At 40.3% G+C, this 16,569-nt stretch carries 10 protein-coding genes; 6 read left to right on the plus strand and 4 right to left on the minus strand.

Going from position 1 to position 16,569, the window contains the following annotated elements:
• Window positions 1-241: 241 nt before the first annotated feature.
• From SY85_RS24530 to SY85_RS24550, 5 genes are all read left to right on the plus strand, one after another.
• On the plus strand, window positions 242-2,800 hold the full coding sequence (locus SY85_RS24530; protein ID WP_066408948.1) for a cation-translocating P-type ATPase: 2,559 nt from the start codon (window positions 242-244) through the stop codon (window positions 2,798-2,800).
• Window positions 2,801-2,831: 31 nt separating this feature from the next.
• On the plus strand, window positions 2,832-3,827 hold the full coding sequence (locus tag SY85_RS24535; RefSeq protein WP_066408950.1) for a 2-hydroxyacid dehydrogenase: 996 nt from the start codon (window positions 2,832-2,834) through the stop codon (window positions 3,825-3,827).
• A 179-nt stretch (window positions 3,828-4,006) separates the two neighbouring features.
• Complete coding sequence (locus tag SY85_RS24540) at window positions 4,007-6,454, plus strand: ABC transporter permease (protein WP_066408953.1); 2,448 nt, start codon at window positions 4,007-4,009, stop codon at window positions 6,452-6,454.
• Window positions 6,455-6,534: 80 nt separating this feature from the next.
• Window positions 6,535-8,958, plus strand: coding sequence for a TonB-dependent receptor domain-containing protein (locus tag SY85_RS24545; RefSeq protein ID WP_066408956.1), 2,424 nt, complete (start codon window positions 6,535-6,537; stop codon window positions 8,956-8,958).
• Between the two features lie 70 nt (window positions 8,959-9,028).
• Window positions 9,029-9,823: a pentapeptide repeat-containing protein gene (locus SY85_RS24550; RefSeq protein ID WP_066408958.1), complete on the plus strand. Its 795-nt coding sequence runs from the start codon at window positions 9,029-9,031 to the stop codon at window positions 9,821-9,823.
• A gap of 74 nt (window positions 9,824-9,897) precedes the next feature.
• Here SY85_RS24550 and SY85_RS24555 read toward each other — a convergent pair whose 3' ends face one another.
• Window positions 9,898-10,581, minus strand: coding sequence for a LytR/AlgR family response regulator transcription factor (locus SY85_RS24555; protein WP_066408960.1), 684 nt, complete (start codon window positions 10,579-10,581; stop codon window positions 9,898-9,900).
• A gap of 26 nt (window positions 10,582-10,607) precedes the next feature.
• Window positions 10,608-12,131 (minus strand): sensor histidine kinase, encoded by a 1,524-nt coding sequence (locus SY85_RS24560; RefSeq protein ID WP_066410133.1) that lies wholly within the window; start codon window positions 12,129-12,131, stop codon window positions 10,608-10,610.
• Window positions 12,132-12,443: 312 nt separating this feature from the next.
• Here SY85_RS24560 and SY85_RS24565 point away from each other — a divergent pair, with 312 nt between their 5' ends.
• Entirely contained in the window at window positions 12,444-14,891 is a 2,448-nt protein-coding gene (locus SY85_RS24565; protein ID WP_066408963.1) for an outer membrane beta-barrel family protein, read from the plus strand.
• A gap of 161 nt (window positions 14,892-15,052) precedes the next feature.
• On the opposite strand, the gene SY85_RS24570 is transcribed toward SY85_RS24565, so the two are convergent.
• Both SY85_RS24570 and SY85_RS24575 read right to left on the minus strand, forming a co-directional pair.
• Window positions 15,053-15,289 carry a hypothetical protein gene (locus SY85_RS24570; protein ID WP_066408964.1) on the minus strand — a complete coding sequence of 79 codons (237 nt, stop codon included), beginning with the start codon at window positions 15,287-15,289 and terminating at the stop codon, window positions 15,053-15,055.
• 212 nt (window positions 15,290-15,501) lie between these two features.
• The gene (locus tag SY85_RS24575; protein ID WP_066408968.1) at window positions 15,502-16,263 is read right to left on the minus strand and encodes a hypothetical protein; all 762 of its coding nucleotides are present in this window, start codon (window positions 16,261-16,263) and stop codon (window positions 15,502-15,504) included.
• Window positions 16,264-16,569 lie beyond the last annotated feature (306 nt).

Below are 16,569 nucleotides of genomic sequence, written 5' to 3' on the forward strand. Positions count from 1 at the left end.
GAATGTTCAATGCTCAACGCTCAATGTTCAATGATTAGTAATGAATAGTTATTGATTATTGAAGAAAACTCGTACTGGCGGATTCCCCTTTCACGTTTGACGTTTGACGTTTCACGAAAAGAACCCCAACAGTGGTCTTTTTTTGAATGAGGCTAGTGAGGAAACTTTTAATAGTGTATTTTCAAAGAGAAGGATAGTAACGTTGAGCCCTGTGTTAAACTAATCACGATAATACATAATCATGAACTGGTACAACACAGATGTAGATACTGTTTTTCAGCAGCTCTCTGCTTCTAGACAAGGGCTAACCACAGAGCAGGTAGACCATCGACTGGCTGAATATGGCAAGAATGTGCTGGCTGAAAAAAAGAAAAAGCCTGCCTGGGTACTGTTCCTTTTGCAGTTCAAGGATTTTATGATCGTTATCTTGATCGCAGCCGCTATCATTTCAGGTTTTCTTGGCGATACTACTGATACGATCGTTATCCTACTCATTGTATTTCTGAATGCCATTGTTGGTTTTGTACAAGAATACCGTGCAGAAAAAGCAATGGAGGCATTAAAGAAAATGGCTACTCCACATGCTTCTGTTTTGCGTAACAAAACTGTTACGGTAGTCCCATCTGAAGAGTTAGTTCCTGGAGACCTGGTATTGTTGGAAGCGGGTAACTTAGTACCGGCTGACATCCGGTTGGTAGAAACACATTCCTTACGAATAGTGGAATCATCATTAACAGGTGAATCGGTGCCGGTTGATAAATCCCAAGACGCACTTACTGAGACCGACCTGCCTTTAGGTGATCGATTTAACATGGCCTATAAGGGTACCCATATTACCAATGGTAGAGCTACTGGAATTGTAACAGATACCGGGATGAAAACCGAACTGGGTAAAATAGCGGCCATGCTCCAGCAAGAAGAATCCGTAACTCCCTTACAGAACCGGTTAACCGATTTTGGTAAAAAGCTTACTTACCTGATTATCGGTATTTGTATTGTTTTGTTTTTTGTAGGTTATCTGCGTGGGCAGGATCCCTTAACCATGTTACTCTTATCCATCTCCTTAGCGGTAGCTGCCATACCTGAAGCGTTGCCCGCACTTATCACCATTGCATTGGCGCAAGGAGCCAAACGATTGGTGCGGAAAAATGTACTGATACGAAAGTTGCCTGCTGTCGAAACTCTAGGATCGGTAACCTACATCTGCTCCGATAAAACAGGAACACTCACGCAAAATAAAATGACAGTAGTGGAAGTGTTTCCCTTATCTACAAGCAGGCAATTGGGGGAGTCTGATTCATTCCTGAACAATGCTATGGTTTTAAATCAGGATGTGAAGAGAGATAAAGAGGGGAACTGGATGGGCGACCCTACAGAAATAGCTATGGTAGCTTATGTTAATGATCAAAATGGCCAGTCGGTAGGCACTATTCAAGGTCAATATCCACGAGTGGGAGAGCTGCCTTTTGATTCTGACCGTAAGCGTATGACCACGATCCATGCATATGGTGATCAGTTTATAGCGATATCCAAAGGTGCCTTGGAATCAATCATTGCCATTATAAATGATCACAGTGATGAACAAATGTTGGTTGAAAAGGCAAGTGAAATGGCAAGTAATGGCATACGTGTATTAGCTTTTTGTTATCGCCTGTTTGATAAGAAGCCGGCTGTTCTTTCTGTAGAAGATATAGAAAAGGAAATGACATTGGCGGGCTTGGTCGGAATGATTGATCCGCCACGCGAAGAAATACCTGCCTCCATTCGAGAATGTAAAACGGCCGGTATTCAGCCTGTAATGATCACGGGCGATCACAAAGAAACTGCAGCTGCCATTGCCCGTCAGATCGGTATATTGGATGAAGATGGTTTAGTAGTGACAGGTGCTGAACTGCAAAAACTTTCCAATGAAGATTTTCATAGAAGAGTAGAACGGATAAGGGTATACGCACGCGTATCGCCACAACAGAAGTTGGATATTGTAAGAGCGCTACAAGATAAAAAGCATTTTGTGGCCATGACAGGTGATGGTGTTAATGACGCACCATCATTAAAGATGGCCAACATCGGTATAGCCATGGGTATTACGGGTACAGATGTTAGTAAGGAAGCCTCGCATATGATTTTGCTAGACGACAATTTTGCTACTATCGTACGGGCCATTCGGGAAGGGCGGCGTATCTATGATAACATCCGCAAGTTTGTTAAGTATATCATGACCTGCAACAGTGCGGAGATCTGGACCATATTTATGGCGCCGCTAGTAGGCCTACCTATTCCACTTTTGCCCATTCATATTCTTTGGATCAATCTGGTAACAGATGGCTTGCCGGGATTAACGCTGTCTGCAGAAAAGGCTGAAGCGAATATCATGCGGCGCCCGCCGCGCCGCACTACTGAGAGTTTGTTTTCCGAGGGCATAAGCTACCATATTGTTTGGGTAGGTATTTTAATGGCAGCTGTTACATTAGGTGTGCAAGCGTGGGCCTTGCATACCGGTAATGCTCATTGGCAAACAGAAGTATTTACAGTATTATCGCTATCTCAGCTGGGGCATGTTATGGCTATTAGAAGTGATTATGAATATATCTATCGAAAAGGATTCTTAACTAATATGCCTTTATTAGGTGCCATAGTGCTTACATTCCTGTTGCAAATGAGTATTATCTATTTGCCAATAGCCAATGAAATATTCAAAACGCAGCCATTAACATTTGAAGAACTCCTTTTTTGTTTAGGAGCGTCTTCTATTGTATTCTTTGCCGTAGAGATTGAAAAGTGGGTGAAGCGACATTTTTAAATCAATAGTTTCTTACTTAAATAATTGAAAAATGAAAGTAGCGGTCTTTAGCACCCATTTATTTGAAAAGACAATCCTGCAACAAGCTTCAAACGGTAAGCACGAGCTAGTGCTTATTCCTGCGCCACTTTCTGTAGCATCGGTTATGTTAGCGCAAGGTTGTGAGGCTGTAAGCATATTTGTAAATGACGATGCTTCAGAAGCCGTTTTACAAAAACTTAATGAGCTGGGTATTCGATATATTGTATTGCGCTCTGCTGGTTATAATAACGTGGATATAGCAACTGCAGACAAGTTGGGTATAAAAGTAGCACGGGTGCCTGAGTATTCTCCTTATGCAGTAGCCGAGCATACTGTGGCATTAATGCTTGCACTAAATAGGAAATTGATCAAAGCGCATAACCGGGTTCATGATTCCAACTTTACCCTTGATGGTCTTACAGGTTTTGATATGCACGGTAAAACTGCTGGTATTATTGGGCTAGGAAAGATTGGAAGGGTAGTAGCAAAAATCCTTACTGGATTTGGCTGCCATTTGCTGGCAACAGATCCATATCCCAATCCTAACCTTGAAAAGGAGTTGAATCTTTCCTTTGTTGACATTGATACACTTTGTCTGCGGTCAGATATCATTACACTGCATACGCCGCTAACAGAAGAAACAAAGTATATCATCAATAAGAAAAGGATCGATCAAATGAAGAAAGGTGTCATGCTGATCAATACCAGCAGGGGTGCCTTGATCAACACCCGCGATGTAATTGAGGGTTTGAAGTCTTGTAAGATTGGCTACTTAGGACTGGATGTGTACGAAGAGGAAAAAGGATTATTCTTTGAGGACCACTCAACTGAAATTCTGCAAGATGATGTAATTGCCCGTTTGATGACATTCCCAAATGTATTAATCACCAGCCATCAGGCCTTTTTAACTGATACAGCACTTCAAAACATTGCCGATACTACGATTGATAATCTAAGCGTATTTGCAGCGGGAAAGTCTTCGCCCAATGAAGTAAAGATCCACTGATCTTAAGTCGCCACCATTTATAAAGTGTAACAGAAACGGACAGAAAACTGTTCGGAAACGAACATCTTCGTATGCTGGTCGTTCCTTAAGTTGTTGAAAGTCAATGAATTGCTTTCTGGCATATAGTTAGGTTTGTAAAGTACGATATTTTACGTACCGTGTACTTAATTACCGCTTGTATGATCAAAACCTACATAAGGCTGGCCATGAGAGGACTGATGAAGAACCGGATTTTTTCCTTCATCAACATTTTTGGGTTAGCTATCGGCTTAACCTGTTGTTTACTAATAACACTTTATATCTACCACGAGTTAAGTTATGACACCCATCAGAAGCAACGTAATCGTCTTTACCAAGTAGGAACGTTGGCCGTAATAGATGGAAAAGCAGAACGGTATGGTACCACGCCGGCTCCTTTGGCAAAAGCTATGCAGCAGGAGTACCCTGAGGTAGAAAAAGTAGCTCGATTAATGCCAGCCTTAGAGGATGATAAAACACTCTTTCAATATACAGAAGGCGGCACAATTAAATCTTTTTATGAGGATAAAGGCTACTTAGCTGATTCTAGTTTTTTTGAACTGTTTACTTACCAATTTAAAGAGGGTAATCCGACTATTGCGTTAAAGGATCCAAATTCAATAGTTATTTCTGATGATATCGCTTATAAGCTCTTTGGCAATACGCTTGCGTTAAATAAGATCATTCATATCAATAGTGCTACAAATGGTTCCTATGATTTTAAAGTAACTGGTGTGTTTGTGCCTGCTACAACGCCTTCACATATTGATGCCCGCTTTTTCATGTCTATGGAAGGAGGCGATGTGGCGCCGTGGGTTAGTTCTCTTAACGATATGGTAAACAACAACTTGTTCTACACTTATCTATTGCTGAAGCCGGGTACTGATGCCAATAAACTGCAAAGTAAGTTCGATGCATTTATCAATAAATATGCGCGAGCAGATTTAAAAGCATCCGGCCGCGACCGCAAGCAATACCTAACGGCTGTGCAAGACATTCATTTATTTGCCAATGATAAGCGTAATGTATCCGAAAGTGGTAACCTTACTTCTTTATACATATTGGCTTCAATTGCTCTTGTAACGTTGTTGATTGCCTGCGTCAACTTTATGAATCTATCCACTGCCCGTTCATCCAAAAGAGCCGTCGAAATCGGCGTGCGTAAAGTATTAGGAGCCGAAAAGACGGTATTGATAAAACAGTTTTTGTGGGAAGCTATTTTGTTGGCAGTGATCTCTTTTATTTTTTCTCTCGCCTTAACAGGAGCGTTATTGCCCTTATTTGAAAGAGTATCAGGTAAACAATTTGCCTTTTCTTCTTCTCAATACAGCTTGTTGGTGTTAGGTTTCTTAGTCGTTACTATTTTAACTGGTTTTATTGCAGGTGTATATCCGGCTTTTTACTTGTCAGCTTTTAAGCCTGTGAAAGTATTAAAGGGTAAGCTTTCCAACTCCCTGGCAGCTATTTCTTTGCGGAAAGCGCTTGTTGTATTTCAATTTGTTATTTCTGTTGCCCTGATCGTTGCATCTGTAACCATATCTAACCAAATGCATTACCTGCGTAATAAGGACCTGGGATTTGAAAAAGACCAACAGGTGGTAATTCCTTTACGCACTACAACTGCTAAAAGCGCTTATGCAGCGTTAAAAAATGAGGTTGTAGCTAGCCCTGCTATAGCAGGTGCAGGCGCTTCATTATATTATCCGGGTATTGCTAATGTAATGGACTGGTTGTTGTATAAACAAGGCACGCCACCAGATCAAACAAAAGATATCTATATCAATTATGTGGATGATAGTTACCTGCACAACTTGGCTATAAAACCAGTGGCTGGTCGCTTGTTCTCTAAAGACTTTCCGGCCGACACCAGCAACCGTATGATCATTAATGAGCAAGCCGTAAAATTGTTTGGCTTTGCATCAGCAGAAGATGCTATTGGTAAAAGCCTGGTGATGATGTGGAACGGTACTGAGAGCCTGTTTCCGATTGTTGGTGTAGTAAAAGACTTTCACTTCAAAGAACTGCGTTCTGAGATTCAAGCCTATGGTTTTTTATTAAGCCGAAGTCAAAACTACAACTACCTGATAGCGCATGCTAAGGGCGGTACTATCAAACCGGCTCTAGCAGCCATATCAAGTGCCTGGAAAAAGGTCAATCCTAACGAGCCATTTGAATACAGCTTTATGGATGATGACTTTCAAAAGAACTACTTTGCTGAAGAGCGCCTAGCGGCTATTATTCGCTACTTTACTATTGTTGCCATCTTTATTTCCTGCCTGGGTTTGTTTGGTTTGACAACCTTTAGCGTAGAACAACGCACAAAAGAAATTGGTATCCGTAAAGTATTAGGTGCTAGTATACCTGGCTTAGTTACACTGTTATCTAAAGACTTCCTGAAGTTGGTGGTGCTATCTTTCTTTATCGCATCGCCCATTGCCTGGTATTTCATGAATAGCTGGCTGCAAAACTTTGCCTACAAAACACCATTTACTATTTGGATGGTGGTTGTAAGTTGGGGTATTGCCTTGTTGATAGCTTTTCTTACCATTAGTATACAAGCTATAAAAGCAGCGTTGACCAATCCTGTCAAAAATCTACGTACCGAATAACCACACCAATGCCACTGTCAGGCTACTATGATCGTACCCTGACCTCTCAAAATATGTAAACGAATAAACCTAAACCAAAGATGAGAAAGAAGTGTCTGTTAATTTTTACCCTCATAACCATTTTCTTTACCCATATAGCCTCTGCGCAAAACGGTTCATTAATTGGTAAGCTAATAGATGAAAAAGGCGTAGCTATTGGTTATGCCAATATTGCACTTTTAAAAGCAACCGATACTACATTCGTTACCGGAGTGCTGAGTAGCAAAGAAGGGTCCTTTGTGTTAAAAACACCAGCTGCAGGTTCCTATATACTTCGTTTTAGTGCTATTGGTTTTTCTGAAACTAAAACCGCTGCATTTGATGTAGCAGCTGATTTCAATAAAGACTTTGGTACTGTTATATTAAAGCAAGAAACAAAAACCTTGCAGGAGGTAAGTGTAACAGCATTACGCCCTACTATCACTCAATTAGCTGATCGTATGGTGGTGAACGTAGAAGGTACCGCTATGGCTGCTAGCAGTAATGCATTTACTGCATTGTCTAAGTCGCCGGGTGTATTTATAGATCAGGATGGTAATATACAACTCAACGGTCGCGCTGGTGTAACGGTAATGCTTAATGGCAAGCTGACCTACCTTTCTGCCCGGGACCTGCGGACAATGCTGGAAGGCATGTCGGCTGAAAACATCAAGAATATTGAGATCATTACCAATCCCTCAGCTAAATACGATGCAGAAGGCTCGTCAGGTATTCTAAATATCAATCTGAAAAAGTACGATCGTAGTGGCATGAACGGTAGTTTGTATTCTGGCTACACTTATAATGGCAAACAACATGGCTATACTGCTGGAGGTAATATCAACTATAATAACGGCGCATGGAATACATTTTTGAACTTGGACTTTGCTCACCGGGTAGGTGGTCGTGAAGCTACCTTTACCCGCGTATTCTACGGTACCAACCAAACTACCTACTTTGATCAGATTGCCACTGGCAATTTTATGGCCGAAGGTCCTCCAACTATCCGATTAGGAGTAGATTATAATCTGAATTCAAACCATAGTATTGGTGTTATGGGGTATTTTAATACAAACACCCTGGAGGCAGACTTCTTAACTAATACATTTATTGGAAACACTCCTAAGCAACCTTTTCAGTATATTGATGCTGATAACTATACGCACAATACATATACGAACGGCACTGCTAACTTGCATTATCAAGGCAAACTGGATACTTTTGGCACAACCCTTTCTTCCGACCTGGACTTTGTAAAGATCACAAATAGAGGATACTCCAATTACTATAACTACTTTACTGATCTAAATAACAATCAGAATACCACAGACTTTTTGTACACCAACTTACCCAATGGCTTTGATATTTATTCTGGTAAGATTGATTTTGTTCACCCCATTACCAAGTCCCATAAAATGGAAGCAGGTGTAAAAGCAAGCCATGTGGTATCGGACAACGACTCCCGCTTTTATTTCAATAACAACGGGCTTGTATTAGATCCATTACGTACTAACCATTTCAACTATAAAGAAAATATCTATGCAGCTTATGTGAACTATAATGGCACACTGAGTAAACGTTTTACACTGCAGGCAGGGCTTCGGGCTGAACAAACAAAGTCAACCGGCATTTCATATACCACTGGCCGTGTAGATGAGCGTGACTACCTGGATTTCTTTCCCAGTCTTTTCTTACAACAAAAGGTAAATGATAACTATGGTATCAATTACAGTTATAGCCGCCGACTCTCGCGTCCCAATTACGGAAATCTAAATCCTTTTAAAGCGTATCGTGATCCGTATACCTGGTATGAAGGGAATCCTTACTTACGTCCACAATACACTAACGTATTTAGTCTTGCTCAAACGTTTAAAAAGGTATACAGCCTTACACTCAGTTACCAACGCACTAAAGATGTAATGGCTGAAATTCCCATACTGGACGTGGATAACTCTACTACCATTTACACCACTGGAAATGTGAATGATGGGCATAGTGCCAGCCTTTCAGGTGTTGGTCCTCTTAAGATCTCGAAGAAGTGGGATTCACAAAACACCATTCTGTTAGCCTACAATAAATTCAGCATGCAATCCAACAATGGACAATTGGAAAATGATCAATTGTTTTATATGTTTCAATCCAATCACACGATTCAATTGCCAAAAGATATCCGCATGGAACTGAATTTACTATACAGGGGACCTGCTGCTTCTGGTCTTTATCATATGGCTGCCATGCATCGGGTAGATATTGCTTTCAAGAAAAGCTTCTTAAATAAAAAGATAGACCTCAGCATTAACGCCAACGATCTGTTCAAAGGCTTCCGATTCTATTGGACAACGGATATCAATGGTAATATCAACGAGTTTGATCAATATTTCCGCTTCCGCAGTATTGGTGCTACCATTCGCTATAATTTTAGTAAGGGTAAAAAGATCAATGTAAAACAGCGCAATTCTAGTGTCGATGAGGTAAATCGTACATAAACAACCGTTCATATAATCTTTCAAGCAGACATTCATTATTCTTTTTAAATTGTTTAAAACACAACCAAACATGAAACAACGTTTCTTATTGGCAGCAGGATTTTTATTACTAAATGGCTTTGCTTTTGCACAAACCCAGGTAAAAGCAGAAGATGTAGTGGCAAAGATCAACAGGGGAGAGGCCGTTAGTTATCAGAACGCTCGCATTTCCGGAGACCTGGATCTAACACACCTGGCAAAGCAAACCATTGAATTTCAAGACAAGGCTAGAAAGTCAGACACCATATTCGTAAATACGGTTAATGTGCCAGTTCGTTTTACCAATTGTACTTTCAGTGGCAAGGTCATTGGTTATTTTAATCCCGACAATGGCAAAGAACAGGAAAACTATAAAGTCTCAAAAATTTATAACACCAACTTTGACAAGGATGTAACATTTACTAATTGCACTTTTGAAAAGGAAACCAATTTTAAGTATAGCGAGTTTAAAGGAAAGACCAGTTTCTCTGGCAGCCAATTTAAGGATATGGCCTTCTTTAAGTATACAGAGTTTACTACTGCTCCTGACTTCAGTAAGGCAAAATTTGATGATCTGTCGTTCAAATATGTAAAGTTTCCATCTGGAGTAAGCTTTGCTGGCGCCCGGTTCACTGGAGATACTGACTTTAAATATGCAGAGTTTGCAAAAGGTGCTGATTTTCAAAAGGCCCAATTTGATAGTTATGCCAACTTCAAATATGCTAAACTAAATAACCCCTATCTAAAAGGAGCTATGTTTAACCGTTCTGGCGATTTCAAATACACCACGGTGAATAACAAGAATGTAGTCTTAACCACACTTGCCGACAATAGCCGATTACAATAGTAGTTTACAAGTTGACAAGTTTATAAGTTCACAAGTTTGTAATAGAAACTTGTGAACTCTTTTGAACGTTGAGTTTACTTCTTGAAAATAGCTGTTAGATTCTGCGCATAAGCTTCACTAACTGGTATCTTGGTATTTTGTATGGTTACCTGATGTCGTTCGGCTTTGTCTATTTTGTTTGCGGCTACCAAAAAAGACCGGTGTATACGTACAAACTTATCGGCAGGCAACAGGTTAATGGCTTCGGCAAACGTACTGCGTGAAAGAATGTTCTTGTCTTTTAAAACAAAGGTTACATAATTACCCGATGCTTCCAGGTAAAGGATCTCATCGTAGTATACTTTTAGTTGCTCATACCCTGTCTTCACATACAAGTGATCGGAGGTATCAACCACATTATTACGGAAGTTATAAAGCTCATAGGCTTTGTTACAACTTTTAATAAACCGGGCTAACGAAAAGGGCTTCAACAGGTAATCCACAGCATCCAGCTCAAAGCTTGTTACAGCATGTTCAGAGTAAGCGGTAGTAAAAATAACCAAGGGTTTTTTGCTAAGACTATTAAAGAAATCAAGACCAGAGATGTCTGGCATTTTAATATCCAGAAAAAGCAGATCAATACTCTCCTTTTGCAGATAGTCCAATGCTTTAAACGCATCAGTAAATGCTGCCCTCAGATCAAGGAAAGGTACCTTGGAGGCATGCGACCGGATTATATCCAAGGCTATAGGTTCATCATCAATGGCAATGGCTTTCATGTGTTGTGGTGTGATTCAGGAGTTGGCTAAGTTAACTGAATTGTCAGATGAACAAAAAAGTCTTTGGCCGTCTCACGGATAATCAGTTCATGCTTTCCGGGATAGGTCATTAGCAAGCGCTGTCTTACGTTATTCATACCAATACCGCTTTTGTTCTTTTCGGGATCATTATCAGACCTTATATGCTTGGTATTGAATACATCAAAGTACAGCGTCTTGTTTTTCATTTCCAGTGTCACCTTTATTTGTGAGGGTTCGCGGAAACTGATGCCATGCTTAAAGGCATTTTCTACAAACGGGATTAGTAGCATAGGTGCTATCTGGGTGGGAATAACCTGGGGCTCTATAAACGTTTCAATTTGTATAGTAGGGTTAGGGTCTGTCCGTAATTTCTGTAAGCTGATATAGTTGTTCAGGTAATCAATTTCGCGGGTTAATGAAATCTTGTCTTGCAAGTTTTCTTGTAGCATAAAACGCATCATGTCGCCTAGTTTTTCAATGCCTTCGCTGGTACGCTCTGCTTTTTCTTGTAAGGCTGTTCCGTAAATGGTATTTAGGGCATTGAATAAAAAGTGCGGGTTGATCTGTGAGCGTAAGAAGTCAAAACTGGCGTGTGTTTGTCCTAATTCTCTTCTAAGAACATACAATTCTTCATTACCCTTCATTTGCCGCTTGAAATAGATCCAGCAAAGTGGTGCTGTTATAAGCAGTTGAAAGAAGAAGTTGAACATGCCGACAGCTGCGCCTATATCTTCATTATGATTTTCGTTGTTAGCTATAATCATTGCTATTAAACCCAAGAAGAAGGAGGCAACACCGACCGCTATCAGTACGCGTATGGCATATGCTCTAATGGGTTTTTTCTTTTGTAATGACAGCGGTATTAGGGAATAAAAGGTATACCAGTATAAAAACAGGGTTGCTGGTGGTAGAATCGCTGCTGCTGCAACAACGCCACGATCTGCATCACTCACACTAATTACAAATAAACCAATCATCCAGGCTACAAAGGCAATCAACCCACCTGGCGTTACAAACTTAAAGCGGGCCTGTATGGCTTCTGACTTGGATAAAATGAAAAGGCCTAAATATTTTATTACAGAATAGAAGCCAAACATGCATAAAAGCCATAAAGTATACAAGAATGCGTTCTGTAATAAAATATTATGGGTATAAGCATCCGTTCTAAAGTCATTGATCATGTTGTACTTTAAGTAGGTGGTGGTCATGCCAAACACAATACCGGTTACCAGAAAGGCCAATACAACAAAAAGGATATTCAATAGAACGTTTTCCTTTTTTACCAACTTAGGTACAACAATAAAGTTCAGGAACAAAAACACCACATAAAGCACCGTGTTTTGGATCAGTGGGGCTACAAAGTAATAATCAAAAGGACGACGTGTAATGCCCGATGCTGTTACTGAAGGAGCGGTGCTAAGTTGTAGGGCATAGGATATATGAAAGAATATAAAGAATACAAATAAGGTAGTTACGGCCCAAAACTCTAGCCGGTTAAAATTGATGTATTTGTCTATTAAGTTTTTCATTGCATGTTGTTGTGTTGGCAATGTTAGTTTATAGCTCATTCTCCTTAGAAGAAAAGTGACGAAAGGGTAGGTATTTGGGGCGAATTCCTGCTCCTTGCAGGTATTAGTTATAGGAATGAGTTGAAAGAGGGAAAATATAGCCATTACTAAGGTTTTCGCTCTTAATGGCTACCTGTAAAAAGGGTGGAATAACCAGAAAGGAGTGTTCTGTCACTTATTCCTGATGGCTCGTCACATCCGTTTTCGATCAAAATCTTCTCGCTCTAATCTTGCTCCTGAAAATCATTGAACCAAAATTTAAATTCAACACACATGCGCTTCTTTCCTCTTGTGGTCCTATTACTCCTATTGCCTTTTTATAAAGTTTTTGCTCAAACGGGTGGTAAAATAACAGGCCGAATAACAGTGACAAATGAAAATAGGGCTGATGTCCAGCAAGTAACAGTCGCCTTATTAAGCGCCAAAGATTCAGCTGTAATAAAAATGACAGCATCTTCAAAAGATGGCGCTTATAAATTAGAACTTATTTCTAATGGTAAATATTTGATTGCTGCATCTGCAGTGGGGTATAAGAAGGCCTTTTCCAATGCATTCGAAATTTCGGCTGCTACGCAAGAAGTTCGTTTGCCAGTGCTTTCCTTGATGCCTGTAACTAAATCTATGACAGCAGTTACTGTTACTGGTAAACGGCCTCCGGTAGAACAAAAGATCGATCGAACTGTTGTCAATGTTGAAGCTGCAGTTACAAATGCAGGAGCATCTGCACTGGAGGTGCTGGAAAAATCACCAGGCATAATGGTAGATAAAGATGGAAACATAAGCCTAAAGGGAAAAGAGGGTGTGCTGGTAATGATCGATGGCAGGCCTACTCAATTAGGTGGTGCCGATTTAGCTAACCTATTGAGAAATATGCATGCCAGCCAAATGGACCAGGTAGAGATCATGACCAATCCGCCGGCCAGATATGATGCGGCTGGTAATGCAGGTATTATCAATATTAAAACAAAGAAGAATAAGGCGTTTGGTTATAATGGCTCTGCCGCTATCAATTATGTACAAGGAAAATATCCTAAAGTCAATGAAAGTTTTAATTTCAATTATAGAGAAGGGAGGGTTAACATTTTTACCAATCTTAGCCATAGCTATAGAAAGAATTACGAGCGGCTTACTATTCAACGAAATATTTTCAATTCCAATAATGGCGAAGTAGAAAATCACTTTTCACAGCGAGGTGATAAGGTAGCAGAAGGAAATGCCTACAATGCCAAGGTTGGACTGGATTTCTTCGCCAGTAAAAGAACAACGTACGGCTTTGTCTTCAATGGCTACTCCAGTCCATCAAAAAACTTTAGTGTCAATCAAACCGATATTGCTTCTGCGGCTAAGGAATTGCAAAGTATTACAAGGGCTACTGTTAACAATAAAATGCATTGGAATAATGCCAGCTTGAACCTGAACTACCGTACCGTTTTAGATACTACCGGAAAAGAATTAACAGCAGATCTTGATTACATGGCCTATAACGCTCCGTATTTGCAGACAATGACCAATGCCTATTATGATGCCACAGGTGTCCCTTTTGCAAAAGCAGATACTTTGTTGGCTAACCTGCCACAGGAAATAAATGTGTATGGTGGTAGGGTTGATTACCTGCATCCATTAAAGAAGGGCGCTAAATTAGAAGCCGGACTTAAAACCAGTATTGTAAGAACAGACAATAATGCTGGGTTTGATAGTGTTCAGTATGGAAATACGGTTCATGACGATAAGCGAAGTAATCATTTTTTGTATGAAGAAAATATCAATGCGGCGTATTTGAACCTTAGTGGCTCAATTGCTAAAAGGTTAAGTGCTCAATTGGGATTACGTTTGGAGAATACTAACGCTACTGGTCGCCAGTTAACAACGGGAATAACATTCAACAGGCATTACACCCAGTTATTTCCAACAGTGTATTTACAGTATGCCGTAAATAAAAAGAATAATATCGGACTAAACTTTGGCCGTCGCATCCGTCGTCCTAATTATGAAAGCTTAAACCCTTTTATCAAGTTTATTGATCGCTACACGTATAGCCAGGGTAATCCTAACTTAAAGCAGCAGTTTAGTAATAATATTGAGGTAAGTCATACGTACAAATCCTTTCTGACTACTACGTTGAACTATACGCTCACTAAGGATATTTTACAAAGTGTTATTGAACAAAAGGGAAGAGAAGCGTATTCAACACAAGCTAACCTCGCTACCCTTCGTCAATTTGGTTTGGCCATCAGTATAAACAATTCACTTACAAAATGGTGGACTAATAGCCTGTATATTAATGTGTTTAACAACTACTTCAATGGCATTGTATCCAATACCCCCATTACATTTTCTGCCACCCGATTGGCTATAAATGGTTCGCAGCAGTGGAAAGTGTCAAAAGCTTTAACGGCAGAGCTTAGTGGATTTTATCGTTCTGCTGGATTTGATGGCGTTATCCGTATGAAATCAATGGGATCTCTTTCTGCGGGGTTGAGTCAGAATCTATTAAAAGACAAGGGTACCGTTCGCCTTTCAGTTAGAGATATTTTCTTCACACAGAAGGCCAGAGCAATTGTTGATTATGGCAATGTAGATGCAAGGTTTCAAGAAGTTAGGGAGTCGCGTGTAGTTAATCTGGGTTTTACCTACCGGTTTAGCAAAGGAAAAATGGGTAACAATAAAAAACGTAATACAGGCAGTGCCAATGAGGAGCAAAACCGTATTAATGTTCAATAGTGTAAAGAAGCTAATGCTTAGCTTAAACTAAAGAAATTCTATCTGTGCCGTTTGTTTTAATAGAAAAGCCCCGCTATTTTGCGGGGCCTTTTACATATCAAGTTTTCCACTTTTTTATAATCTAGCTGCTTGATTACTATGAATGTTGCAGCAGAGCTGAGTTATTCATCATCATTAACGGAGGCACGATCACCACTGAGCAGCTGATCTTCCTTGCTAGTACGATCATATTCAGTAGCCTCTTTCTCAATCACACGATCCAAATCATCTCGACCCGTGTTGCCGGGTGTACTAATGGGCTGATCGGGTGCATTGGAACCAGCACCGGTTCGCTCATTTTGATTCCATGTCTCCTTTATATTATTAAACTCAGATCCTTTATGAATTCCTTTGGCCATAGTTGTCGATTTAAAACTGAAAACTTGGACTTACCCAAAAAACTATGCCCATTGCATCTAAAAGGAAATGTATTAACAATGTCTAAACTGCAAACCTCTTACAATCAGCCTATTTCAGCTTCTGAAAGAACGGCTCTTGTAGAGCTATCTGCCTACTCATCACTCCTTATTCATTACTCATTACTCATCATTCACCACTCACTACTCACCACCTAATACCGCTGCACTACCCGGTACAAAAAGCGCTTGGGTTGACCAATTACGCCACTGCGCGCCATTCTTACTTTTAGTGAGTCGGAGCTCCAAAACATTCTGGCCTTGGCTGTATCAGCCACAGCTACCACTACCACTACTTTGCTGCTGTCGTCTGCCATATGGCCGTAGGCCCTGGTAGTTAAGCCATTTTGCATTCTATCCTGGTTGCCCATTTCAAAGTTTTGCTGCCAGGTAGACCAACTCTTTACACTAAACGTGGTCATAGATCGTATATCTGAACTAATGCGGGCTGTATCCTGGAAAGTCAGTGTGTAGACCTCAAAGGTGGGCACTGCAGTAATTCCCATTTTTTGCATGGATACTTTACGGCTGGGATCTTTAGCATAAGATTTTGCCTTTGCTGCATCATCGGCGCGCATGGCTACAAAAACCTGACTGGTATCCATTACACCACGGCCTATCACATAATTGTGAATACCGTTGGCCATACGATTAGAATCACGAGAGTCGTAAAACATTTTCCACTTGGCAAAATCGTTCGTCTTTTGGTGAGCTACTAACACGGTTTGTGGAGAAGTAATGGTTGTAGATGCCATAGGTGCTTCGGTGGTAGTGGTGGTAGTAGTTGTTTCGGTAGAAGTGTTGGTGTCACCACTGGTTGTTTCTGTGTTTGTTTTTTGCTCATTGCCACCACAGGCAGATAAGAAAAGAAGGGCAGCTACCCAAAATGGCTTAGAAAGAAATGGGGAAGGTTTCATGGTTGTTATTTTAAATTATAAGGAAATGAAAAGGGGCGGGGTGTAAACAAGAGGTAAAGCATGCTAAAGTTAATATATAAATAAGTGATTCGCTAGTGGGAGAGCTTAATTACTTGGGTAAACAAAACAGCCTGCATGGATAGACTGTAGAAGTCAATAACTGAATATCGCAGGAAGTTGTTTTCAAATGGTTTTGTATCAAACATGATTTTATAAAACTGCTGTAACTGAAACCATTATGTAAAAACGAAGTGTAGTTAGATACAAGAAAGTGATTCCGTCATTCACCATATGCAAATTCATAAA

It is taken from the genome of Flavisolibacter tropicus (assembly GCF_001644645.1).
GTDB classification, from domain to species: Bacteria; Bacteroidota; Bacteroidia; order Chitinophagales; family Chitinophagaceae; genus Flavisolibacter; species Flavisolibacter tropicus.

Excerpts from the sequence above, each read along its gene's own strand:
- SY85_RS24560 (WP_066410133.1), bottom strand. The coding sequence starts at position 12,131 with ATGAAAAACTTAATAGACAAATACATCAATTTTAACCGGCTAGAGTTT.
- SY85_RS24565 (WP_066408963.1), top strand. The coding sequence starts at position 12,444 with ATGCGCTTCTTTCCTCTTGTGGTCCTATTACTCCTATTGCCTTTTTAT.
- SY85_RS24540 (WP_066408953.1), top strand. The coding sequence starts at position 4,007 with ATGATCAAAACCTACATAAGGCTGGCCATGAGAGGACTGATGAAGAAC.
- SY85_RS24575 (WP_066408968.1), bottom strand. The coding sequence starts at position 16,263 with ATGAAACCTTCCCCATTTCTTTCTAAGCCATTTTGGGTAGCTGCCCTT.
- SY85_RS24545 (WP_066408956.1), top strand. The coding sequence starts at position 6,535 with ATGAGAAAGAAGTGTCTGTTAATTTTTACCCTCATAACCATTTTCTTT.
- SY85_RS24535 (WP_066408950.1), top strand. The coding sequence starts at position 2,832 with ATGAAAGTAGCGGTCTTTAGCACCCATTTATTTGAAAAGACAATCCTG.
- SY85_RS24570 (WP_066408964.1), bottom strand. The coding sequence starts at position 15,289 with ATGGCCAAAGGAATTCATAAAGGATCTGAGTTTAATAATATAAAGGAG.
- SY85_RS24550 (WP_066408958.1), top strand. The coding sequence starts at position 9,029 with ATGAAACAACGTTTCTTATTGGCAGCAGGATTTTTATTACTAAATGGC.
- SY85_RS24555 (WP_066408960.1), bottom strand. The coding sequence starts at position 10,581 with ATGAAAGCCATTGCCATTGATGATGAACCTATAGCCTTGGATATAATC.
- SY85_RS24530 (WP_066408948.1), top strand. The coding sequence starts at position 242 with ATGAACTGGTACAACACAGATGTAGATACTGTTTTTCAGCAGCTCTCT.